The sequence below is a fragment of the Methylorubrum sp. GM97 genome, assembly GCF_024347855.1.
In the GTDB taxonomy this organism is placed as follows: domain Bacteria; phylum Pseudomonadota; class Alphaproteobacteria; order Rhizobiales; family Beijerinckiaceae; genus Methylobacterium; species Methylobacterium extorquens.
In genome coordinates, this window is sequence record NZ_AP025942.1 from 2,935,456 (window position 1) to 2,958,185 (window position 22,730).

Below are 22,730 nucleotides of genomic sequence, written 5' to 3' on the forward strand. Positions count from 1 at the left end.
TGTCCCTTGGGCGGTGAGCAAGCTTGGTCGGTCGGCGTTTCGTCAATGCCTGACCACGGCCTCGATTCATCAGAACGCGCTTGGCGAGAAGCGACAAGACGGAGGCGATCCATGAACGCACCGAACACCGCGATGACGCCCGCGACCCGGACCGGCTCGGAGACGGTGGCCCTTCCGGCTGCCTTCGCACCCCGCGCGGAGGGTCCGCGCATCTACAACCTGTTCCCGCTCCTCGTCGGGACCGTCTCGCAATGGGCCGCGGAACTGCCGCGCATCGCCGAGCTCGGCTTCAATTGGGTCTATCTCAACCCGTTTCACCAGACCGGCGGCTCGCGCAGCCTCTATGCGGTGGCCGATCTCGACGCGCTCGACGAGCGGTTTCGTGACGGTGACGGCACGTCGGACGACGAGCAGATCACGCGGTTCTGCCGGGCTGCCGAGTCGCACGGCGTGTCGGTGATGAGCGACCTCGTCATCAATCACACCGCCGACAACGCGCGCCTGTTCCACGACCGGCCGGACCTGTTCGTGCGCGACGCCGAGGGTAACCCGGTGAGCCCGGCGGCGATCGATCCCGACGATCCGACGAAGCGTACGGTCTGGGGCGACCTGATCGAACTCGACTACCATGCCGAGCATGCTCGGGGTGAGCTGATCCGCATCTTCGACGGCTACATCGCTCGGCTGCAACGGCTCGGTGTGCGCGGCTTCCGCTGCGATGCGGCCTACAAGGTGCCGCCGGATGTCTGGCGCGCGCTGATCCAGGCCGCCAAGCAGCGCGAGGCCGACACGCTATTCGCCGCCGAGACGCTGGGCTGCACTTTCGAGGAGGCGCAGGCGACGGCTGGCGCCGGCTTCGACTACCTGTTCAACTCGTTCGCGTGGTGGAACCTCAAGGCGCCTTGGGCTCTGGAGCAGTACGAGCGGCTGCGGGTGGTCGCGCCCTCAATCGCCTTCCCCGAGAACCACGACATGAGGCGGCTCGCCGCCGACATCCCCGGCGGGGCGGAGGCGGTCGCCCAGCGGCTGAAGACCCGCTACGCCCTCTCCGCCTTCTTCTCGGCCGGCGTGCTGATGCCGATCGGCTACGAGTGGGGGTATCGCCGCGCACTGCACGTGGTCGAGACCACGCCCGGTTCACGCGAGCACGATACGGGGATCGACATCTCCGGTTATGTGACGGCGATCAACGCGCTGAAGGCTTCGATTCCGGCTGCCAATGTCGAGGGCGCGCAGATGCGGCTCTCGGCGCCCGATGCGCCCTTCACCGCCCTGTTCCGCACCGATACCGGCCACCCGGCCTCGGCGCATTCGGCGACGCTCCTCCTGTTCAATCCCGGCGACGTTCCGGTCCCGGTCGATGCCGGCCGCCTGATCGAGCGCACCGGCGGCCAGCTCGGCCCGTTCGACGATCGCACGCCCGACGCCGAGCCGATCGCCTTCCATCCGGGTGCCAGCATTGATCTGCTGCCGGGCGAGTTGCGCATCCTCGTGGCCGAGCGCGCGAAGGTCGCCGCACCGCCGCCCGCGACCGTGCCGCAGGGCAAGGGCCGCGTCGTCATCGAGGCGGTGACGCCGGAGATCGATGGCGGCCGCTCGCCGGTGAAGCGCGTCGTCGGCGAGCAGGTGCGCGTCGAGGCGGACATCTTCTCCGACGGTCACGAGATCATCAACGCGGCGATTCTCTCCCGCGTCGTGGGCGAGGAGACGTGGCGGCGCGACCCGATGGTGTTCGTGGACAACGATCGCTGGGCCGGTCACTTCCCGCTCGAGCGCAATGCCCGCTACGAGTTCACGATCGAGGCGTGGCGCGACGGCTTCTCGTCCTGGGTGCGCGACACCCTGAAGAAGCGCGATGCTGGCGTGGACGTGCGGCTGGAGACGATCGAGGGCGTCGAGCTGATCCAGATCGCCGAGGATCTGGCGAGCGGGGCCGACAAGCAGCGGCTCGACGGGCTGATCCGCTCGCTCGCCGCCGAGCCGGAAGGCTCGCCGGTGATCCTGGAGAAGATCCTGGCACCGGAGACGATGTCGCTGGTCCGGCGTAACGCCGAGCGGGTGAACCTCTCGCGCTATCCCGTGAACATCCCCGTCATCGCCGACCGGCTCGCGGCCCGGTTCTCGGCTTGGTACGAGATCTTCCCGCGCTCGCAATCGGGCGATCCGAACCGCCATGGCACCTTTGCGGACGTGATCCGGCGCCTGCCCGAGATCCGCGAACTCGGCTTCGATGTGCTCTATTTCACGCCTATCCATCCGATCGGGAAGACGAACCGCAAGGGCAAGAACAACACGCTGAAGGCGCAGCCCGGTGATGTCGGCTCGGTCTACGCGGTGGGTTCCGAGGAGGGCGGGCACGAGGCCGTGCATCCCGAACTCGGCACGCTGGAGGATTTCCGCCAGCTCGTCGCCGCCAGCCACGCCCACGGCATGGAGGTCGCGATCGACTTCGCGATTCAGTGCTCGCCCGACCACCCCTGGATCAAGCAGCATCCCGAGTGGTTCGAGTGGCGGCCCGACGGCACGCTCAAATTCGCCGAGAATCCGCCCAAGAAGTACGAGGACATCTCGAACGTCCACTTCTATGGCGGGGCGCTGCCCTCGCTCTGGATCGAGCTGCGCGACATCGTCCTCGGCTGGTGCGCCCAAGGTGCGCGCATCTTCCGGGTCGACAACCCGCACACCAAGCCGATTCCGTTCTGGGAGTGGATGCTGGGCGAGGTGAACGCGCAGTATCCCGACGCGATCTTCCTCGCCGAGGCCTTCACCCGCCCGAAGATGATGAAGAAGCTTGCCAAGGCCGGCTACCAGCAGAGCTACACCTACTTCACGTGGCGCAACACGAAGCAGGAGCTGACCGAGTACGCGCTGGAACTGGCGGGTGAGATGGGCGAGTACTACCGTCCGAATTTTTTTGCGAATACGCCGGATATCAATCCTTACTACTTGCAAACAAGCGGACGACCGGGCTTCATCGTGCGTGCGACTCTCGCTGCGACGCTGTCCTCCATCTACGGCATCTATAACGGCTTCGAACTATGCGAGGCCGCGCCGTATCCGGGTAAGGAAGAGTATCTCGACTCCGAAAAGTACGAGCTGAAGGCGTGGGACTATCACCGCCCCGGCAATATCCGCGACCACATCATCAAGCTCAATCAGGCGCGCCGGGACAATCCGGCGCTTTGGGACTTCCGGAATATCCATTTCACGGGTGCCTGGAACGACAACATCATCGCCTACGCGAAGGTGACGCCGGAGCGCGACAACTGCGTATTCGTGATGGTCAACCTCGACCCCAAGAACCGCCAGGAATGCACCTACGAGGTGCCGCTGCATCTGCTCGGCCTGCCCGACGATGCGGCGGTCGAGGTCGAGGATCTGCTGCTGGGCTACAAGTTCGAGCTCTACGGCAAGAACCACCGAATCGCCCTCGATCCGGCCGACCGCTCGGCGATCGTCTGGCGGATTCGGCCTCGGCGCGCCTGACGGCCCGCGCCCCGCACCGAACCGGCCTCCACTTTCGGTGCGGGGCGCTCTAGATCCGGCGAAATACGGCGTCACCGTCGTGTTCTCGCCAAGAAGCGGGCCGAGGAGGCTCGCAGCCCGGTGCCACACGGCCCGGTTCCGCTCTCGAAAGTGACGTGAGGCAGCGACGGGATGATCGATCGCAGCGATCCGCAGTGGTACCGTGACGCCATCATCTACCAGATCCACGTCAAGTCGTTCTTCGACTCGTCGAATGACGGGATCGGCGATTTCGAGGGGCTGACGCAGAAGCTCGATTATGTCCGTGACCTCGGGGTCACGGCGATCTGGCTGATGCCGTTCTATCCCTCGCCGCTGCGCGACGACGGCTACGACATCGCCGACTACCGCGATGTGAACCCGTCCTACGGGACGATGGAAGATTTCCGCCGCTTCGTGGCTGCCGCCCACGAGCGGGGGCTGCGCGTCATCACCGAGCTGGTCATCAACCACACCAGCGATCAGCACCCCTGGTTCCAGCGCGCCCGCGAGGCGCCGGCCGGAAGCCCTGAGCGCGATTTCTACGTGTGGTCGGATACCGACGAGAAGTATTCCGATACGCGCATCATCTTCCTCGACACCGAGGTGTCGAACTGGACCTGGGACCCGGTCGCCAAGCAGTACTTCTGGCACCGCTTCTACAGCCACCAGCCCGACCTGAACTTCGACAACCCGGCCGTGCTGGAGGCCGTGATCGAGGTCATGCGCTACTGGCTCGACATGGGCGTCGACGGGCTGCGGCTCGACGCGATCCCCTACCTGATCGAGCGCGACGGCACGAACTGCGAAAACCTTTCCGAGACCCACGACGTCATCAAGGCGATCCGTGCGGCGCTCGACGCCGAGTATCCCGACCGGATGCTGCTGGCCGAGGCCAACCAGTGGCCGGAGGAGACGGCGCAGTATTTCGGCGACGGGGACGAATGCCACATGGCCTTCCACTTCCCGCTGATGCCGCGGATGTACATGGCGATCGCCCGGGAGGACCGGCACCCGATCACCGACATCATGCGCCAGACGCCCGAGATTCCCGAGGGCTGCCAGTGGGCGATCTTCCTGCGCAACCATGACGAGCTGACGCTCGAAATGGTGACGGCGGAAGAGCGCGACTACCTCTGGTCGTTCTATGCCGCCGAGCGGCGCGCCCGCATCAATCTCGGCATTCGCCGCCGCCTCGCGCCGCTGCTGGAGAACGACCGGCGCAAGATCGAGCTGATGAAGTCCCTCGTCCTGTCGATGCCTGGCACGCCGGTGCTCTACTACGGCGACGAGATCGGCATGGGCGACAACATCTATCTCGGCGACCGCGACGGCGTGCGCACGCCGATGCAGTGGTCGCCGGACCGCAATGGCGGCTTCTCGCGGGCCACCCCGCAGAAGCTGTTCCTGCCGTCGATCCAGGACCCGATCTACGGCTACGACGCGATCAACGTCGAGGCGCAGATCCAGGCGCAAACCTCGCTGCTGAACTGGACGCGGCGCATGATCGCGATCCGCAACAACTCGGTCGCGCTGGGGCGCGGCGCCATCCAGTTCCTGTATCCGGCGAACCGCAAGGTGCTCGCCTGGATTCGCGAGCATGAGAACGAGCGCATCCTCTGCGTCGCCAACCTTTCGCGGGCACCGCAGGCGGTGCAGCTCGACCTGTCGGACCTGCGTGGCGCGATCCCGATCGAGCTGACCGGCGGCACGGCCTTCCCGGCGATCGGCGAACTGCCCTACCTGCTGACCCTGCCGGCCTACGGTTTCTACTGGTTCGCTCTCTCGGTCGCGAATACCGGCGAGATCGGCCCGCAGCCGCAGAGCCCGGAACTGTTCACCCTGGTGCTCACCGGCGGCATCGAGACCCTGATCAAGGGCCGCGAGCGCACCGCGTTCGAGCGCACGGTGGCGCCGCCCTTCATCGCCTCGCGCCGCTGGTTCGGCGCCAAAGGCACACGCATCAAGTCGGTGCAGGTCGATGACAGCGCCATCGTCAAGGACGGTTCCGGCGAGGGCAAGTTCCTGCTGCCGCGGGTGGCGGTGACCCTCGCCAACGGCGAACGCCAGGACTACTTCGTGCCGCTCGCCGTCGAGGAGGGCCGCGAGGATGAGACTCTGCTGGATCACGCGGTCGCCCGCGTGCGCCGCGGGCCTCGCACCGGCCTGCTCTACGAGGCGGCGGCCGCCGCGCCGTTCGCCGTCGCCCTGATCGAGGCGATGCGCGACGGCGTCACGATCCCGTCCGAGCGCGGGAGCCTCGTCTTCTCGACGACCTCGGCTTACGATCCGGAGGTGCCGTTCGAGGCCGCCGACGTGCGCCGCCTCTCGGCCGAGCAGAGCAACACCTCGATCGCCATCGGCGCGCGGATGATGCTCAAGCTGCTGCGCCGCCTCCAGCCCGGCACGCATCCCGAGATCGAGATCGGCCGGTTCCTCACCGAGCAGGCCCATTTCGCCAACACGCCGGCTTTGCTCGGCGTGGTGGAGCATGTGGCTGCGGACGGCACCCGTACCGCCCTGGCGCTGCTCCAGAAGTTCGTCCTCAACCAGGGCGACGCCTGGACGCTGATGCTGGAAGGCCTGCGGCGCGACTTCGAGACCGTGGTGCTCGCCCCCGAGAGCGAGGCGCCGGCGCCGGAGGATGCCTTCAACGCGCATCTGCGCTGGGCGGAGCTGCTCGGCCAGCGGACGGCCGAACTGCATCGGGCCTTCGCCATCGACACCGACGATCCGGCCTTCGCGGTCGAGCCGTTCGGTGAGGCGGATCTCGCTTCGCTCGCGGATGATGCCCGCCATCAGGCCGCGCGGGCGTTCAAGGGGCTCGACGCGATCACCGCGTGGTCGCCGGGCTCGGCCAGCGAGGCGCTCGCGTCCCGCCGTAGCGAGGTCGAGGCGCTCATCACCGATCTGGCCTCCGGCCCGCTGCGGGGTGCCACCAAGACCCGCATCCACGGCGATTACCATCTCGGGCAAGTGCTCGCCTCCGAGGGCGATCTCATCATCGTCGATTTCGAGGGTGAGCCCTCACGTCCGGTGGAGCAGCGCCGGGCCAAATCGACGCCGATGCGCGACGTGGCGGGCATGCTCCGATCCTTCGCCTACGGCGCCGAAACGGTGGTGCGTGAGATCACGGCCCGCTTCGGCGACAGCGAGGAACGGGCGCGCAACGCGGCGATCGCGTGGCGCGGCATGATCGATGCAGCGTTCCTCGACGGCTACGGGCAAGCCGTGGCCGGCAGCCGGGCGGCGGTGGAGGATACGGAGACGCAATCCCGTCTGCTGCGTCTGAGCCTGCTGACCAAGGCGCTCTACGAAATCGATTACGAAGTGAACAACCGCCCCGACTGGATCGAAATCCCAGCACGTGGTGTTCTCAACATACTGGATGAAGCCAAGCGCGACCGCGCTTCGGTGTGACCTGCGCGCTCCCGCGCGCCACCCTTTGATGGCCCGGGAGCGCTTCCGAGAGAGGTGATTGGATGACGGCTCTGGACGAGAAGGCCGCGGCTCGTAACGAGGGGCAGGCGGCCGCCAACGTCCCGAACAGGTCAGGCTCGACCGAGGCGCCGCGCGCGCCCCGGTCGTCGGATGCGCTTGGCGGCGAGGGGGCTCCCCGTGTGGGCCGCTCCGCCTCGCAAGCGCGCGATGGCCACCTCCATCCCGATGCCATTGCGGCCGTGATGGCGGCCGATCACGGCGACGCGTTCGGCGTCCTCGGGCCGCATCAGGTTGCGCCCGGTACGTGGGAGGTCCGTGCGATCCTGCCGGAGGCGAAGGCAGCCCGCCTCGTCACGGGCGGGCAGAGCATCGCGTTCGAGCGCGTTCATCCCGACGGGTTCTACGTCGCGAGCGTGAAGAGCGAAGGTCGACCCCTCTACGAGATCGAGGTCGAGGCCTGGGACGGCACCAGCACCCGCCGTCACGATCCCTACGGTTTCGGCCCGTCGCTCGAACAGAGCGAGATCGACGGCCTGCGCCTGATCGGCAGCAACCTCGTGTATCGCGTGCTCGGTGCCCATGCGGGTGAGCTCGACGGCATCGCCGGGTTCCGCTTCGCGGTCTGGGCGCCGAATGCCCGCCGCGTCAGCGTCGTCGGCGACTTCAACGATTGGGACGGCCGGCGCCACCCGATGCGGCTGTGGCTCAATGGCGGCGTCTGGGAGCTGTTCGTGCCGGGTCTCAAGGCCGGGCAGAACTACAAGTTCGAGATCCGCGGTCCCGATGGCTCGGTGCTGCCGTTGAAGGCCGATCCGGTCGCCTTCCGCGCCCAGCATCCGCCGCAGACGGCCTCGGTGCTCCAGGGTCTCAACGAGCCGCAGTGGAACGATGCGGCCTGGATGGACACGCGCGGTGAGAAGGATCCGCGCCACGCCGCCATGTCGGTCTACGAGGTCCATCTCGGCTCGTGGGCGCGGGTGCCGGACGAAGGCAACCGCTACCTGACCTACAAGGAGCTGTCCGACCGGCTGATCCCGTACGTGAAGGAACTCGGCTTCACGCATATCGAGCTTCTGCCGATCACCGAGTACCCGTTCGACGGCTCCTGGGGCTACCAGCCGGTCTCGCTGTTCGCGCCGACCAGCCGCTTCGGCACGCCCGACGATTTCGTCGATTTCGTCAACGCAGCGCACGCAGCCGGCATCGGCGTGATGCTCGATTGGGTGCCGGGGCACTTCCCCCTCGACGCCCACGGCCTCGGCCTGTTCGACGGCACGCATCTCTACGAGCATGCCGATCCGCGCCAGGGCTTCCACCAGGATTGGGGCACCTACATCTACAATTTCGGCCGGGTCGAGGTGTCGGCCTTCCTCACGGCCAATGCCCGCTTCTGGCTCGAACACTACCATCTCGACGGCCTGCGCGTGGATGCAGTCGCGTCGATGCTCTACCTCGACTACTCGCGCCGTGCGGGCGAGTGGATTCCGAACCAGTACGGCGGCAACGAAAATCTCGACGCCATCAACTTCCTGCGCAAGACCAATGAGGCCACCTACAGCCACGCGCCGGGCACCATCACGGTGGCCGAGGAATCGACCTCGTGGCCGGGCGTGTCGCACCCGACCTACACGGGCGGTCTCGGCTTCGGCTTCAAGTGGAACATGGGGTGGATGCACGACACCCTGAAATACATGTCGGAGGATCCGATCCACCGGCGTTACCACCACCACAACCTGACCTTCGGCCTGCTCTACGCCTTCTCGGAAAACTTCGTTCTGCCGCTCTCCCACGACGAGGTGGTGCACGGGAAGGGCTCGCTGCTCGGCAAGATGCCGGGCGACCGTTGGCAGAAGTTTGCCAATCTGCGCGCCTATTTCGGCTTCATGTGGGGGCACCCTGGCAAGAAGCTGCTCTTCATGGGCGGTGAGTTCGGCCAGGAGCGCGAGTGGAACCACAACCAGTCGCTCGACTGGCACCTGCTCGACGATCCCCTCCATGGCGGCGTGAAGGATCTGATCCGCGACCTCAACCACGTCTACACCTCGACCCCGGCGCTCTATTCGCGCGACGTCGAGGCCAGCGGCTTCCAGTGGCTGGTGGCGGACGATTCCGACAACTCGGTCATCGCCTGGGCGCGCAAGGGCAAGGCAGAGGGCGAGGTCGCCATCGTCGTCTCGAACTTCACGCCGGTGCCGCGTGAGGGCTACCGCGTCGGCGTGCCGACGGCCGGTTTCTACCGCGAGGCAATCAACTCGGACGCCGAGCGCTATGGCGGCTCGAATGTCGGCAACATGGGCGGCGTGCAGAGCCAAGCCGAGCAGAGCCACGGCCAGCCGCATTCGCTGAGCCTGACGCTGCCGCCGCTCTCGACCCTGATCCTGATTCGCGAGGGCTGATCGCCTCGACCCCGGAGCGGTTCAGCCGCTCCGGGGGCCGAACAGGATCACCGCCGTGCCGGCGAGGCAGATCGCCCCGCCGGAAAGATCCCAGCGGTCGGGGCGATGTCCCTCGACACTCCAGAGCCAAAGGATCGAGGCGGCGATGTAGATGCCGCCATAGGCGGCGTAGGTGCGCCCGGCCGCCTCGCTCTCGACGAGGGTGAGCAGCCAAGCGAACAGGGCGAGCGAAACGAGCCCCGGCGCGACCCACCAGACCGACCGATCGAGCCGCAGCCACGCCCAGAAGGCGAAGCAGCCGGCGATCTCAGCCAACGCGGCTCCGGAATAAGCGAGAAGGGACTTGGTCATTGGCGACGCTTGGCGCGGGCCGAGCCCGTTGCCAAGTCATCGCAACCGGTCATCCGGCTGACTTCTCTGACGCATCGATGCGCCGGATCGTGCGTCAGGCGTCGTCCTCCGGCGCGAACACCTCGCCCTTCTCGGCAAGCTGCACATTGTTGCGGTCGGCGGGGAGATCGCGAAGGTCGCGGTACGATCTGAGCAGACGGTGCAGGTCGGCCCTGGCCGGATCGGACGGCTCCGGTGCCCCGGGATCGAATCCGTCCACCACGGCATCCACCCGCCGGTCGAGAACCTCGGCGTTTCGCGGATCGAGGCCTTCGATCCGGGCGAGAAGGTCGGCAATCGCGGCGCGTTTCGTCTCCAGCTCCGACATCGACACCTCACAAGATCTTCGCGCGAAAACAGCGCCCGAGGCCTTCCAGGGTTCCGAAAGGACGCATCCCCGGACCTTCGGCACAGGCCGAGGGTTGGTGCGGCATGACCCTTGTTTCGACCGAGGAGGCCGATGCCCGGCCCGTGGCGCGGCCCCGCTCCGCCCGTCTCTGGCATCCGCGCCGGGTGCTGGTGACGCCGGCCGCCCTCGAACATGCCCATGGCCGGCAGATGGTCGCGCAGGCGGAAGACCTGGGTCTCCCGGTCGAGCGCCTGAAGAGTAACCGGCTCACCGGTTTGCGCGACGCCGAGAACCCGCGCCGGGCCTACGCGCAGGCCAAGGCCACGCTCGCCATCGTCACCGCACCGCCGACGAAACTGAAGCTCCAACCGATACCGCCGAGCGCCGACTGGCGCTTCGATCTCGCCGAGGGCTGTCCGGCCCATTGCCAGTACTGTTATCTCGCCGGCTCCCTCTCGGGGCCGCCGGTGACGCGCGTCTACGCCAACCTCGACGCGATCCTCGGCAATCTCGAAAGCTATCTGGGGCAGGGCGGCGTCACCAGCGCCTCGGAGGCGCGGGCGGCCGAGGGCACCACCTTCGAAGCGTCCTGCTACACCGATCCGCTTGGGATCGAGCATCTCACCGGTTCGCTCTCGGCGGCGATCCGTCATTTCGGCGCCTGGGACGCGCCGGTGCAACTGCGCTTCACGACGAAGTTCGCCGCGGTCGAACCGCTCCTCGACCTGCCGCATCACGGCCGCACGCGCATCCGCTTCTCGGTCAACGCGGCCGCGGCGGCGCATTACGAGGGCGGCACCGCTCCGCTCAGCGAGCGGCTCGCTGCCATGGGTGCCGTCGCCCGGGCCGGCTATCCCGTCGGCCTCACCATCGCGCCGATACTACCCGTCGAGGGATGGCCGGACGCCTACGACGCCCTGCTGCGCGACGCGGCCGCGGCTTTGTCCGGTGTGGCCGCGCCCGATCTGACGGTCGAACTCATCACCCACCGCTTCACGCCGGGTTCGAAGACGGTGCTTGAGGGATGGTATCCGGGTTCCGACCTGCCGATGCGCGAGGCGGAGCGCACCCGTAAGCTCACCAAGTTCGGTTCGGTGAAATACGTGTTTCCGAACGATCTCATGAAGGCGATGCGGGCCCATCTCACGGGGCGGATCGCGGTTCACCTGCCGACGGCGCGCATCCTCTATTGGACGTGAAAAAGGCTGACACGCGCGACCGGATAGAGCGTCAGCCCGCAGCTTTCCTCACCTGCCCCGTCGGGCAGATGTCGAGCAGCACGCAGCGTCCGCAGGCCGGCGAGCGATGGAAGCAGACGCGCTGACCGTGCAGCATCAGCACCTCGTGATTGTCGTAGAGCTTCTGCGCCGACCAATCGTCGGGAAGCTGGGCCCGCAGCACCGCGTGGCTCGGCCCGACATCGACCTTGGCACCGATCAGCCCCGTGCGCTGGGCAACGCGGTGATGGTGGCTGTCCACCGGCAGGGCGGGCATCCGCAGCGTCGAGAACGACAGCACCGCGGCACTCGTCTTCGGCCCGATGCCGGGGATCGCTTCGAGCCAGCCGCGCGCCTCATTGACGCTCATATCCCCCAGGAAATCGAGGGTGAGCGCACCGACCCGCTCCTGCACCGCGGCGAGCACCGCCTTGATGCGCGGCGCCTTCAGCTCCGGCCAGGTGACGCCGTGGATCGTCGCTTCGATCTCCTCGACCGACGCCGCCTCGATCTCCGTCCAATCGGGCCAGCGCGCCCGCAGCGCCTTGAAGGCACGCCCTGAATCGGCGTTGCGGGTTCGGTGCGAGAGCAGCGAGGAGATCAGTTCCGACAGCGGGTCGAGGCTGTGGAAATACGGGATCGGGCATTCGTAGACGCCGCAGAGGCGGCGGTGAATCTCCAGCGCTTTGTCCTTCAGCGCCTCGGACGCGGCGGCCGGCGCCTCGCGGCGGCGATGGCGGGCTGCCGCCGGGAGGGCTGTATCGGGGAAAAGCGTCATGGAAGCCGAATCCGCGAAGGGATTCGGCGGTTCCCGGCCCGCGACAACCTTACTTCGCCGGCTCCTTCGGCAGCGCGTAGATGTTGATGTCGAGTTTGTCGTCCGCACCCTCGCCGAGGTCCGTGACGTATTCTTCGAGGAAGCGGTCCTGGACCGCGATTTCCTTGGCGTCGAGATAGGCGATCAGCGTCTCGTAGGTGCCGTCGATCTCCTCATAACTGCCGCTATGCTTGAACCGCAGAGCCTTGCCGCTCGGGTTCGAGCCGAACTTGACGTCGCCGCCCTCCGCGCCCTGCGCGGGTGCAGCTTCGATCGGGATCATCGCCTCGTACTGGAAGCCGTCATCCTCGGTCTTGGTGAACAGGGCGATCGGCCGGCCCGCTTGCTTGAGGTTCAGCTTGGCCAGCGTCTCGCCGATCGTCTTGTAGGCTTTGCGCAGATTGGCCCGCGCCTCTTCCCACTTGGTCTCGCCCGCGAGGATCGCCACGGGTTTGGCCGGAAGCGTCACCTCATCGACGTCGTTCGGCTCGCCTGGAACCGTCACGAGGGTCGGCAGCGCCGAAGGCGGTGGCGTGACCGCCTGGGCCGCTCCGGCTTGGGCGGGGCGCGGGATCGGGACCTGCTGAGGCGAGGGCGCTGCCGGGTCGGGGCCGGATTTCGTGGTGTCCGGCACGGTCGTGGTCGGCAGTGGGTTCGCCTCGGCAGGGGAGGGCGCGTTGGTGGGGGGCGGCGCGTTCTGGGCGAGCGACGCAGTCGTCAACGAAGGGACGAGAGCGAGGAGGCCCGCGGCGAGGGTGGCGAGACGGGTCAAGGTGGTGACGCTCCGATTGGCCGGTTCGAACAGGGTAGGGCCGAAACACGCCCCGCGCGAGACCGTTGCGGCGCGACGTTGCGGCTCTTCGTTCCCGACTCGCAGGCTGGCGGCTTTTGCCATATACGCCGCGCCACCCCCGCATTCCCCAGACAAGGTCGTCAGAGGTCCAATGAGCCCTCTTGGAGCCCTCTCGTGAGCCCTCTCGCAAATCGCCGCTTCCTGAAGATGCACGGCGCCGGCAACGCCATCGTCGTGCTCGACCTGCGCGGCACTGCGGTCCGTGTGACGCCGGCCGAGGCCCGCGCCATCGCGGCCGACGTGCATTCGCGCTTCGACCAGCTCATGGTCGTGCACGATCCCGTCACGCCCTGCACCGATGCCTTCATGCGCATCTACAACACTGACGGCTCGGAATCCGGCGCCTGCGGCAACGGCACCCGCTGCGTCGGCTACGCGCTGCTCGACGATCCGGCCATGGCGAGGCCTGCCGAGAACGGCGCCCTGACGCTGGAGACGAAGGCCGGACTGGTCGCGGTCAAGCGGATCACCGAGCGCTCCTTCACCGTCGATATGGGTCAGCCGCGCCTGCGCTGGGACGAAATCCCGCTCGCCGAACCGTTTCTCGATACCCGCCGCATCGAGCTTCAGGTCGGGCCGATCGACGATCCGATCCTCCATTCGCCCGCCGCCGTGAGCATGGGCAACCCGCACGCGATCTTCTTCGTCGAGCGCGACCCCGACAGCTACGATCTCGGCCGCATCGGGCCGCTGCTCGAGGCCCACCCGATCTTCCCCGAGCGCGCCAACATCTCCATCGCCGAGGTGACGAGCCGCGACACGATCAAGCTGCGCGTCTGGGAGCGCGGCGCGGGGCTGACGCTCGCCTGCGGCACGGCCGCCTGCGCCACGGTGGTGGCCGCCTCGCGCCTGCGCATGATCGGCCGCACCGCCCGCGTGGCGCTTCCCGGCGGGGAACTCTCGATCGAGTGGCGCGCCGACGACCACGTGCTGATGACCGGCCCGGTCTATCTCGAAGGCGAGGGCACGTTCTCGCCCGACCTGTTCGCCGGGATCGACGGGTGAGCGTCGAGACGCTCACTTTCGGCTGTCGTCTTAACACCGTCGAATCCGAGGTGCTGCGCGGCCATGCCGAGCCCGATGCCGAGGGGCGCGACCTCGTCGTCGTCAACACCTGCGCCGTCACGGCCGAGGCCGGGCGGCAGGCGCGCAAGGCGATCCGCCGGCTTTCCCGCGAGCGGCCCGGCGCCGAGATCGTGGTGACCGGTTGCGGCGCCGAGGTCGAGCGCGCGAGCTACGCCGCGATGCCGGAGGTGGCGCGCCTCGTCGGCAATGCGGCCAAGCTCAGGCCGGAGAGCTGGCAAAGCGGCACCGCGCCGGCGCCTGAAGACATCATGGCCGTCCGCACGGCCGAGCCGACGCACATCACCACCATGAGCGGGCATACCCGCGCCTTCGTGCCGGTGCAGAACGGTTGCGATCACCGCTGCACCTTCTGCGTCATCCCATTCGGGCGCGGCAATTCCCGCTCCGTGCCGGTCGCGGAGGCGGTGGCGCAGGTGCGCCGCATCGTCGAGCATGGCGGGCGCGAGGTGGTGCTGACCGGCGTCGATCTCACGGCCTATGGTCGCGACCTCGATTCCGACTTGAGCCTCGGGCGCCTCGTTCGCACGATTCTCGCCAAGGTGCCGGATCTCGCGCGGCTGCGGCTGTCATCGATCGATTCTGTGGAGGCCGATGCCGAGCTGATCGCTGCCTTCGCCGAGGAGCCGCGGCTGATGCCGCATGTCCACCTCTCGCTCCAGGCGGGCGACGACCTGATCCTCAAGCGGATGAAGCGGCGACATTCGCGTGCCGACGCGATCCGCCTCTGCCAAACCCTGCGCGACCTGCGGCCCGGCCTCGTCTTCGGCGCCGACCTGATCGCCGGGTTTCCCACCGAAACCGAGGCGCAATTCGCCCGCTCCCTCGACCTCGTGGCCGAATGCGGGCTGACGCATCTCCACGTCTTCCCCTATTCGCCGCGCCCTGACACGCCCGCCGCGCGGATGCCGGCGGTGCCGGGCGACGTGGTCCGCGCGCGTGCCGCCCGGCTTCGCGAAACCGGTGCGGCGGCCCTCGCCCGCCACCTCGACGGCGAAGTCGGCGCCCGCCGCAGGGTTCTGACCGAACGGGGCGATACCGGCCGGACGGAAGCGTTCTCGCTCGTGCGGTTTTCCGAGCCGGTGCCCGCTGGGGACATTCGCGACGTCACCGTTACTGGGCATGACGGGCAGGCTCTGCTCGCGGCCTGAGCGAGACCCGCCCGTCTGTGTTCCCCGGGGGGGGCGAGATCTACGGGGCGGAAGCGGTCATTCCGCACGCCTCGAGCCCTGCTCGCATATGCGCGGGCGCCGGCGCCTCGACGGCAATCGCCTCACGCTTCGGATAGAGCGGCAGGCTCAAACCCCGCGCATGGAGCTGCAAGCCCGGCCCGTCCCGCCCGGCGCCTCCGTAGATCGCGTCGCCGCGGATCGGCCAGCCCATCGCCGCGCAATGAACCCGCAATTGGTGGGTTCGGCCCGTGACCGGCTTCAGTTCCAGCCAAGACAGACACTCGCTCCGCCCGAGAACCCGGTAGAGCGTCAGCGAGGGCGCACCGGCCGGGTCGGTCTTCATCCACCAACTGCGCGGATCGTCCGAACGTTTGGCCAATGGGAGGTCGATACGCCCTTCCATCGCCTCGGGGCCGCCTTCGACCAGCGCCCAATAGGTCTTATCGACCTTGCCGTCGGCGAACAGGCGGTTCAAACGCGCCAAGGCCTTGGCGTGTCGGCCGAGCACGAGGCAGCCCGACGTGTCGCGGTCGAGCCTATGCGCGGCCTCCGGCCGGCGCGGCAAGCCGAAGCGCAGGGCGTCGAGATGGTCGGTCAGCGTCGGCCCGCCTTTCGGGCCCGGATGCACCGGCAAACCCGCTGGCTTGTCGATGACGAGCATCAAGGCATCGCGGTAGAGGAGCGGAGGCCCTATCTCCGGTCCGACGGTGCGATCCGACACTGAAACACGCGCGTTCATGCTCCACGGGCTAGAATGTCGGATCGTCGCGGGCAAGGTTTGAGCAGGGCAAGATTTTGAACAAGGGACGCGGATGAGCGACGACGAGAAGCCCGGCTGGTTCGGACGCCTGTTCGGGCGAAAGGGCGCGCCCGAATCCAAGTCCCCCGAGCCGGTGCCGGCCGAGGATGCAGCGGCCGAGGAAACGCCGGCCGAGGAATCGGTCACGCCGGATCCGCTGTCGCCCGCCTCCGAATCCGAAGGGCAGCCGGTCTTCACCACCGCGGCGGACGACGTCGCCCGCGTGCCGCCGGCGGTGAGCGAGCCCGCGCCGGACGATCCCGACAAGAATCGCATCCCCGATGAACTGGAGGGTGCCGACCTCCAGCCCGAGCCGCAGCCGCCATCCGGCGAAGCACCGCAGCCCGACGAGATTTCTGCCGAGAGCGAACCGGCGGCCGCCCCCACCGAGACGGCGGAGAAGCGGAACTGGTGGTCGCGCCTGACGGGCGGCGAGGAGGAGACGCCTGCGCCCGCGGCCGAATCCGAACCGCCGGCCGAGGTCGATATCCAGCCGGTCGATTCCGCGGCGGCGCTCGCGAGCGATGCGGTGTCCGGCGCCGTCGAGGGCAGCGAGAAACAGGGCTGGTGGTCACGCCTGACCGCCGGAATGCGGCGCACTTCCTCCGCGCTGTCGGACCGGGTGACGGGCCTGTTCACCAAGCGCAAGCTCGACGCCACGACCCTCGAGGATCTGGAAGACGCGCTGATCCAGGCCGATTTCGGCGTGGAGACCGCGACGCGCATGTCGGAAGCGGTCGGCAAGGGCCGCTACGAGAAGGGCATCTCGCCCGACGAGGTGCGCGCCATCCTCGCCACCGAGATCGAGCGGGCGCTGGAGCCGGTGGCGCTGCCGATCGAGATCGATTCGGCCAAGAAGCCCTACGTGATCCTGACGGTCGGCGTGAACGGCGCCGGCAAGACGACGACGATCGGCAAGCTCTCGCTCAAGTTCAAGGCCGAGGGGCGCAGCGTCATGCTGGCGGCCGGCGACACGTTCCGCGCAGCCGCGATTGAGCAGTTGCGGGTGTGGGGCGATCGCACCGGCACGCCGGTCATCAGCCGGGCGCAGGGCTCGGATGCGGCCGGGCTCGCCTTCGACGCGTTCAAGGAGGCGCGGGAGAACGGCACCGACGTGCTCCTGATCGATACCGCCGGCCGCTTGCAGAACAAGGCCGGGCTGATGGCGGAGCTGGAAAAGATCGTCCGGGTCATCCGCAAGCTCGATCCGGAGGCACCGCATGCCACCCTGCTGGTGCTCGACGCCACCGTCGGGCAGAACGCGTTGAGTCAGGTGGAGTTGTTCTCGCAGGCCGCACCCGTGTCGGGCCTCGTGATGACCAAGCTCGACGGAACGGCGCGGGGCGGTATTCTGGTGGCGCTCGCCACGAAGTTCGGCCTGCCCGTGCACTTCATCGGGGTCGGCGAGGGCGTGGAAGACTTGGAGCCGTTCGCCGCGCGGGACTTTGCCCGGGCGATCACCGGCCTTCCCAAGGAGTAGCCGATTGCCTGCCCCTTGGAGCATCGTGAGAGTATCCGCATGAAGGTCGAGAGCGTTCCGCCGCGCCGGCACCTGCCGCCGCTCCTCAAGCTGGCGCTGGAAGTGGGCCCGCTGACGGTCTTCTTCCTCGGCAACGCCTATGCCGAGCGCTTCGGCGTGGTGGCGGAGAGCAAGCTGTTCGTGGCGACCGGCGTGTTCATCGTCGCCACGATGATCGCGCTCGCCGTGCACTTCGCCCTGCTGCGGCGGCTGCCGATCATGCCGCTCGTTTCCGGTGTCGTCGTGCTGGTGTTCGGTGGCCTGACGCTGGTGCTGCAGGACAAGACCTTCATCATGATGAAGCCGACCATCGTGAACACGCTGTTCGGCCTCGTCTTGCTCGGCGGCCTTGCCTTCAACAAGTCGCTGCTTTCGGTCGTGCTCGACAGCATGTTCGCACTCACCGACGTGGGCTGGCGCAAGCTCACCTTCCGCTGGGGCCTGTTCTTCCTCGCGCTCGCGGTCGTCAACGAGGTCGTCTGGCGCACGCAGACCGAGGATTTCTGGGTGAGCTTCAAGGTGTTCGGCATCATGCCGCTCACGGTCGCCTTCGCCTTGGCCCAGACACCGCTACTGCTGCGCTACGAGCGCAAGGACGAGGCCGAGGCGAACGCCGGCTGACTAGTCTCAGCCGATCCGCCGCGGCATCCGGAACGGCAGCATCAGCCGCACCAGCGGGTTGCGGAAGCGTGTGAGCGACAGGCTCTCGTGCACGGGCTGAACCGCCTCGCCGTCGAGGGTCGAGGCGAGCAGCGAGCGGGCGTAGAACGGCGTGTCCTCAAAGGTGCGGATCACCTGGGCGCGGCCGTCGTCGCCGCGGGTCGTGCGCGGCATCCGCCACAGGCCGGTGGACGGCAGGCCGGCCGCGAGCGGTGGGCGCATCTCGCGGCGGGTGCCGTCGGCGTCGAAGCGCAGCGTCAGGTTCTGTCCGCTGCCATCCCTCCGGCGCACGTCGTAGAGGATGGCCGAACCGCGCTTGAGCGGTGCGCGGCACCAAGTCCAGTCCGTGAACGCGTCTTCGAGGGCGCCGTCGCCGTCATTGGTGTCGTGGTAGCCGCTGCCGCGCCAGGAGAGGGCGGGCGCGGTAAACGCGGCCTCGACCTCGCAATCGGGCGCCATCGGCCACCAGCGGTGCAGGCCGTGCGTGTCGAGGGTGAAGGGCTGCGCCGTCAGCGCCCGCGGCCGCACTCGCACCGTGCCCCGCACCGCCCGCGGGACCGGCGAAGACCGCTCGTCGAGGCGGATCGTCAGCACGCTGCCGTCCCATTCGAGGGAGGACGGCCCAAGGCTGAAGCTGGTCGCATCGCGCGACAGCGACCGGGCGTTGCGCTCGGTCATGGCGAAGCGGTTGCCGCGCTCGCCGTAGAGCACGACGTTGACGGCGCAGTGGGCGAACGGGTCGCGCGCCGCATCCCAGGCATAGTAGGGCGAGAACACGCTGCCGATGAAGGCGATGACGGTGAGCCCCTGGCGCCCGTCCGCGCTCACGGCATCGACGTACCACCAGACGTAGCCGCCGCGCGTCACCGCCCCGTCGAAGCGAGGTCCGCGCGCAGTGCCGCCGCCGCGAGCCGGCCCGACTGCGCCGCCATCGGCACGCCCGGCCCCGGATGCACGCTGCCCCCGCCAGGTAGAGCCCCGGCACCCGCGTCCGCACCCCCGGCCGCTTGAACGTCGCCGTCCAGCCATGCGAGGCCCGGCCGTAGAGGGCTCCGCTCGTCCCCGGAAACAGCTCCGCGAAATCCTGCGGCGTCGTGATCGTCCCCGATCCCGTCGGCTCCAGCGTGAGCCCGCAGGCCGAGAGCTTGCGATGGATGGTCGTCTCGCATGCGGCGATCTCCGTGGGGCTGAAGCGGCGCTCCCCGCCATCGGCGGGGGCGTTGACGAGGAGGAGTAGGCGTTCCGGCCCCTCAGAGGCCGAGCCGCCGTCCCCGTCTCGGTCCTGCGCACAGACGTAGACGGTCGGGTCCGGCGGCAGGCGGCGGCCGCGCAGGATCGCATCGAACTCCGCCCGGTAATCGGACGAGAAGAACACGCTGTGATGCGCAAGGGCGAAGCCCGTCGCCCGCGCCGTCGTGCAGATGGTGAGCGCCGAGAGCGAGCGCTCGCGGGCGGGCACCCGGTCGCCGGCGGCCGCCGCATCGCGCCCGAGCAGGCCGCCGCCGAGCGCCGCCACGTCGGCGTTGGCGATCACCGCGTCGGCGGCGATGCGCTCACCGCCGACGAGTTCGACCCCCGCGACGCGGCCGCGCTCGGTCAGGATGCGCGTCACATCCGCGCCGGTGCGCAGGCTGACGCCGCGGCGTTCGGCCAGATCCGCGACCGTGCGCGCGAGCCGGCTCAAGCCGCCCTCGACGGTCCAGACGCCCGCCTGCTCCACATAGGCGACCAGCATCAGCGTGGCCGGCGCCTCGAACGGCGAGGCGCCGCAATAGGTGGCGTAGCGCCCGAAGAGCTGGTGCAGGCGCGGATCGCGGAAGTACTCGCCGAGCGCGGACCACAGGGTCGCGAAGGGCTGGATACGCCACAGACTGCCGATCCCCGCGAGCCCGACACGCTGGGCGAGATCGACGGGGCTCGGCCGGTCGGCGCGGATGAACGGCCCTTCCAGCGTGCGGTAGACCTCGGCCGCGCGGGCGCAGAACCGCCGATAGCCCTCCGCCTCGCGCGCGCCGGCGAAGGCGCCGATCGCCGCCGCCGAGGTCTCGATATCCGCGAACAGGTCGAGCCGCTCGTGCGCGTTCCAGGCATGGCGGGCCAGCAGGGTGGCCGGCCGCAGCCGCATCTCCGATTCGAGGTCGGCGCCGGCCTCGGCGAACAGCTCCTCGAACACCCAGCGCATGGTGAAGACGGTGGGGCCCGCCTCGACCGGCACCCCACCCACGGCGAGCGAGCGCATCTTGCCGCCGACTCGCGCTGCCCGCTCCAGGACGGTGACGTTGTGGCCGGAAGCGGCGAGGCTCAGCGCCGCTGCGAGCCCGCCAATCCCGGCTCCGATCACGATGACGCTTTTTTCTGCCACCGAAAATGCGCTCCGCCTCGCATCACCGTTGATCCGCGCCGTCAACAGTGTCAAGTATAGTTGACATGAATGCAAGGCAAGTCAGCCTGACATCGGGAGGACGGCATGGACGTCGGCCGGCGGATCGAGACGGTGCTCGACAATGCGGTTTCGCATGCGGAGGCGCCGGGTGCGCCGCCGTTGCTGGCGGAGGCGATCCGCTACGCAGTCTTCCCCGGCGGCCACCGCATCCGCCCGCGGCTCTGCCTCGCCGTCGCGCTCGCCTGCGGCGACGATGACCCCGCCACCTCCGAGGCGGCCGCCGCGGCGATCGAACTCCTGCACTGCGCCTCTCTCGTCCACGACGACCTGCCGTGCTTCGACGACGCGCCAATGCGCCGCCAGAAGCCCTCGGTCCATGCGGCCTTCGGCGTGCCGCTCGCGGTGCTCACAGGCGACGCGCTGATCGTCGCCGCCTTCGAGACGCTGGCGCGGGGCGTGACCCGCTCGCCCACGCGCCTCGCGGGTCTCGTCGGGCTGATCGCCCGCGCCGCCGGCTCGCCCGCCGGCATCGTCGCCGGGCAGGCCTGGGAATCCGAGCCTTACGTGGATCTGGTCGAGTACCAGCAGGCCAAAACCGGCGCGCTGTTCGCCGCGGCCACGGTGGCCGGTGCCGCCGCCGCGGGAGCGCCGCCGCTCCCCTGGCGCCTGCTCGGCGAATGCCTCGGGGCGGCTTATCAGGTCGCCGACGATCTGCGCGACGTCGCCTGCCGCCAGGAGGAGATCGGCAAGCCTGCCGGTCGCGACGCCACGCTCGGGCGTCCGAACGCGGCGGCCCTGCTCGGGATGGGCGGTGCCCTGGAGCGCCTGAAGCACCTTACGCAGGAGGCGATCGACGTGATTCCCCCCTGCCGCGGGCAGGACGCCATGCGCACCGAGATCGAGGCGCAGACCCGGCTGTTCATGCCCGCCTCCTTACGAGCGATGGCTTGAGGACCGGCCTTGCCCGCCGCGATGACCGAGGCCGGACCCGCGCCGGAGAAACGCGGCGGCTGGCGCGAGCGCTGGCTCGCCTTCCGCAACCGCACGGTCGCCGGCCCCGGCTTCCAGCGCTGGGCGGCGGGGTTTCCGCTCACCCGCAGGATCGCGCGGCGTAACACCAGGGCATTGTTCGATCTGTGCGCCGGCTTCGTCTACGCGCAGGTGCTGTTCGCCTGCGTCCGGCTCGACCTGTTCACGCTGCTGCGCGACGGCCCGCTCGCCCCCGATGCTCTCGCTCGGCAGCTCGATCTATCCACGGATCGCGCGCTGACCCTGCTCAAGGCCGCCGCCTCGCTCGACCTGATCACCCGGCTGCCGGACGGGCGCTTTGCCCTGGCCGATCTCGGCGCGGCGCTGATCGGCAATCCCTCGGTCGCGGCGATGATCGAGCACCACGCGATGCTCTACGCCGATCTGGCCGATCCCGTCGCCCTGCTGCGCGGGGGAGCGGGACCGACGCGGCTCGGGGGCTACTGGCCCTATGCCGAAGCCGGCGAGGCGGCGCAGCTCGGATCGGACTCGGTCGCGGCTTATAGCGGGTTGATGGCGGCCTCGCAGGCGCTGATCGCCGACGACGTGCTCGACGCCCTGCCGCTCGGCGATCGTGCGTGTCTCATGGATGTCGGGGGCGGGGAGGGCGTGTTCCTCGCGCAGGCCGCCCGCCGCCATCCGGGGCTGGCCCTGCGCCTGCTCGATCTCCCGCCGGTCGCGGAACGGGCGGGCGCCCGACTCACCGCCGAGGGCCTCAGCGATCGCGTCACCTGTCTCGGGCGGAGCTTTCTCGGCGCCTCCCTGCCGGAGGGCGCCGACGCGATCACCCTGGTACGGGTCGTCCACGATCATGACGATGCGGTCGCCTTGGCACTCCTGCGCGCGGCCCACGCGGCGCTGCCGCCGGGCGGCCTTCTGGCGATCGCCGAGCCGATGGCCGGCACGCCCGGCGCGGAGCCGGTGGGAGATGCGTATTTCGGCTTCTACCTCCTGGCCATGGGCAGCGGCCGTCCCCGCACGGCGGACGAGTTAACCGCCATGCTGACCCAGGCTGGCTTCAATGAAATCCGCGAGCGCCCCACGCGGCGTCCGCTGCTGGCGCGATTGATCACCGCAAAGCGACGATAGAATTGTAAAGTTTACTTGACGCAAATTTA

The 22,730-nt window shown here is 68.7% G+C and carries 16 protein-coding genes and 1 pseudogene; 10 read left to right on the top strand and 7 right to left on the bottom strand.

Features of this window, described 5'->3' with window-relative positions:
- Positions 1–111: 111 nt before the first annotated feature.
- From MSPGM_RS13545 to glgB, 3 genes are all read left to right on the top strand, one after another.
- A complete protein-coding gene (locus tag MSPGM_RS13545) occupies positions 112–3,486 on the top strand; it encodes a maltotransferase domain-containing protein (RefSeq protein ID WP_012753118.1) in 3,375 nt (1,124 codons plus the stop codon).
- A 171-nt stretch (positions 3,487–3,657) separates the two neighbouring features.
- Entirely contained in the window at positions 3,658–6,924 is a 3,267-nt protein-coding gene (treS, locus tag MSPGM_RS13550) for a maltose alpha-D-glucosyltransferase (protein ID WP_004446516.1), read from the top strand.
- 62 nt (positions 6,925–6,986) lie between these two features.
- Complete coding sequence (glgB, locus tag MSPGM_RS13555) at positions 6,987–9,341, top strand: 1,4-alpha-glucan branching protein GlgB (protein ID WP_004446523.1); 2,355 nt, start codon at positions 6,987–6,989, stop codon at positions 9,339–9,341.
- A gap of 21 nt (positions 9,342–9,362) precedes the next feature.
- Here glgB and MSPGM_RS13560 read toward each other — a convergent pair whose 3' ends face one another.
- The gene (locus MSPGM_RS13560) at positions 9,363–9,692 is read right to left on the bottom strand and encodes a YnfA family protein (RefSeq protein WP_004446524.1); all 330 of its coding nucleotides are present in this window, start codon (positions 9,690–9,692) and stop codon (positions 9,363–9,365) included.
- A gap of 94 nt (positions 9,693–9,786) precedes the next feature.
- Positions 9,787–10,059 carry a hypothetical protein gene (locus MSPGM_RS13565; protein WP_004446525.1) on the bottom strand — a complete coding sequence of 91 codons (273 nt, stop codon included), beginning with the start codon at positions 10,057–10,059 and terminating at the stop codon, positions 9,787–9,789.
- Positions 10,060–10,163: 104 nt separating this feature from the next.
- On the opposite strand from MSPGM_RS13565, the gene MSPGM_RS13570 reads away from it, so the two are divergent.
- Entirely contained in the window at positions 10,164–11,279 is a 1,116-nt protein-coding gene (locus tag MSPGM_RS13570) for an SPL family radical SAM protein (RefSeq protein ID WP_012753121.1), read from the top strand.
- A gap of 31 nt (positions 11,280–11,310) precedes the next feature.
- Here MSPGM_RS13570 and nth read toward each other — a convergent pair whose 3' ends face one another.
- The gene (gene nth, locus MSPGM_RS13580; RefSeq protein ID WP_004446527.1) at positions 11,311–12,075 is read right to left on the bottom strand and encodes an endonuclease III domain-containing protein; all 765 of its coding nucleotides are present in this window, start codon (positions 12,073–12,075) and stop codon (positions 11,311–11,313) included.
- A 49-nt stretch (positions 12,076–12,124) separates the two neighbouring features.
- Positions 12,125–12,886 (bottom strand): GyrI-like domain-containing protein, encoded by a 762-nt coding sequence (locus tag MSPGM_RS13585; RefSeq protein WP_004446528.1) that lies wholly within the window; start codon positions 12,884–12,886, stop codon positions 12,125–12,127.
- 195 nt (positions 12,887–13,081) lie between these two features.
- Here MSPGM_RS13585 and dapF point away from each other — a divergent pair, with 195 nt between their 5' ends.
- Both dapF and mtaB read left to right on the top strand, forming a co-directional pair.
- Positions 13,082–13,972, top strand: a complete 891-nt coding sequence (gene dapF / locus MSPGM_RS13590; RefSeq protein WP_004446529.1) for a diaminopimelate epimerase — start codon at positions 13,082–13,084, stop codon at positions 13,970–13,972.
- Positions 13,969–15,201, top strand: a complete 1,233-nt coding sequence (mtaB, locus tag MSPGM_RS13595) for a tRNA (N(6)-L-threonylcarbamoyladenosine(37)-C(2))-methylthiotransferase MtaB (RefSeq protein ID WP_004446537.1) — start codon at positions 13,969–13,971, stop codon at positions 15,199–15,201. Before dapF ends, mtaB begins: the two co-directional genes overlap by 4 nt.
- Positions 15,202–15,241: 40 nt before the next feature.
- On the opposite strand, the gene MSPGM_RS13600 is transcribed toward mtaB, so the two are convergent.
- Positions 15,242–15,961 carry an RluA family pseudouridine synthase gene (locus MSPGM_RS13600; RefSeq protein ID WP_004446538.1) on the bottom strand — a complete coding sequence of 240 codons (720 nt, stop codon included), beginning with the start codon at positions 15,959–15,961 and terminating at the stop codon, positions 15,242–15,244.
- A gap of 73 nt (positions 15,962–16,034) precedes the next feature.
- Here MSPGM_RS13600 and ftsY point away from each other — a divergent pair, with 73 nt between their 5' ends.
- Positions 16,035–17,501 (top strand): signal recognition particle-docking protein FtsY, encoded by a 1,467-nt coding sequence (gene ftsY / locus MSPGM_RS13605; protein ID WP_004446539.1) that lies wholly within the window; start codon positions 16,035–16,037, stop codon positions 17,499–17,501.
- Positions 17,502–17,540: 39 nt separating this feature from the next.
- Complete coding sequence (locus MSPGM_RS13610) at positions 17,541–18,161, top strand: septation protein A (RefSeq protein WP_004446540.1); 621 nt, start codon at positions 17,541–17,543, stop codon at positions 18,159–18,161.
- A 6-nt stretch (positions 18,162–18,167) separates the two neighbouring features.
- On the opposite strand, the gene MSPGM_RS13615 is transcribed toward MSPGM_RS13610, so the two are convergent.
- Both MSPGM_RS13615 and crtD read right to left on the bottom strand, forming a co-directional pair.
- Complete coding sequence (locus MSPGM_RS13615) at positions 18,168–19,067, bottom strand: carotenoid 1,2-hydratase (protein WP_190273111.1); 900 nt, start codon at positions 19,065–19,067, stop codon at positions 18,168–18,170.
- Positions 19,064–20,562 (bottom strand): annotated as a pseudogene (gene crtD / locus MSPGM_RS13620) (1-hydroxycarotenoid 3,4-desaturase CrtD). The gene MSPGM_RS13615 and the pseudogene crtD overlap by 4 nt, the downstream one beginning before the upstream one ends.
- A gap of 105 nt (positions 20,563–20,667) precedes the next feature.
- On the opposite strand from crtD, the gene MSPGM_RS13625 reads away from it, so the two are divergent.
- Together MSPGM_RS13625 and MSPGM_RS13630 are read left to right on the top strand one after the other, a co-directional pair.
- Positions 20,668–21,534, top strand: coding sequence for a polyprenyl synthetase family protein (locus tag MSPGM_RS13625; RefSeq protein ID WP_003605356.1), 867 nt, complete (start codon positions 20,668–20,670; stop codon positions 21,532–21,534).
- A gap of 21 nt (positions 21,535–21,555) precedes the next feature.
- The gene (locus tag MSPGM_RS13630; protein WP_012753127.1) at positions 21,556–22,701 is read left to right on the top strand and encodes a methyltransferase; all 1,146 of its coding nucleotides are present in this window, start codon (positions 21,556–21,558) and stop codon (positions 22,699–22,701) included.
- The last annotated feature ends 29 nt before the right edge of the window (positions 22,702–22,730 follow it).

Coding starts and splice junctions, on each gene's coding strand:
- MSPGM_RS13545 (WP_012753118.1), top strand. CDS start 112: ATGAACGCACCGAACACCGCGATGACGCCCGCGACCCGGACCGGCTCG.
- treS (WP_004446516.1), top strand. CDS start 3,658: ATGATCGATCGCAGCGATCCGCAGTGGTACCGTGACGCCATCATCTAC.
- glgB (WP_004446523.1), top strand. CDS start 6,987: ATGACGGCTCTGGACGAGAAGGCCGCGGCTCGTAACGAGGGGCAGGCG.
- MSPGM_RS13560 (WP_004446524.1), bottom strand. CDS start 9,692: ATGACCAAGTCCCTTCTCGCTTATTCCGGAGCCGCGTTGGCTGAGATC.
- MSPGM_RS13565 (WP_004446525.1), bottom strand. CDS start 10,059: ATGTCGGAGCTGGAGACGAAACGCGCCGCGATTGCCGACCTTCTCGCC.
- MSPGM_RS13570 (WP_012753121.1), top strand. CDS start 10,164: ATGACCCTTGTTTCGACCGAGGAGGCCGATGCCCGGCCCGTGGCGCGG.
- nth (WP_004446527.1), bottom strand. CDS start 12,075: ATGACGCTTTTCCCCGATACAGCCCTCCCGGCGGCAGCCCGCCATCGC.
- MSPGM_RS13600 (WP_004446538.1), bottom strand. CDS start 15,961: ATGAACGCGCGTGTTTCAGTGTCGGATCGCACCGTCGGACCGGAGATA.
- ftsY (WP_004446539.1), top strand. CDS start 16,035: ATGAGCGACGACGAGAAGCCCGGCTGGTTCGGACGCCTGTTCGGGCGA.
- MSPGM_RS13610 (WP_004446540.1), top strand. CDS start 17,541: ATGAAGGTCGAGAGCGTTCCGCCGCGCCGGCACCTGCCGCCGCTCCTC.
- MSPGM_RS13625 (WP_003605356.1), top strand. CDS start 20,668: ATGGACGTCGGCCGGCGGATCGAGACGGTGCTCGACAATGCGGTTTCG.
- MSPGM_RS13630 (WP_012753127.1), top strand. CDS start 21,556: ATGACCGAGGCCGGACCCGCGCCGGAGAAACGCGGCGGCTGGCGCGAG.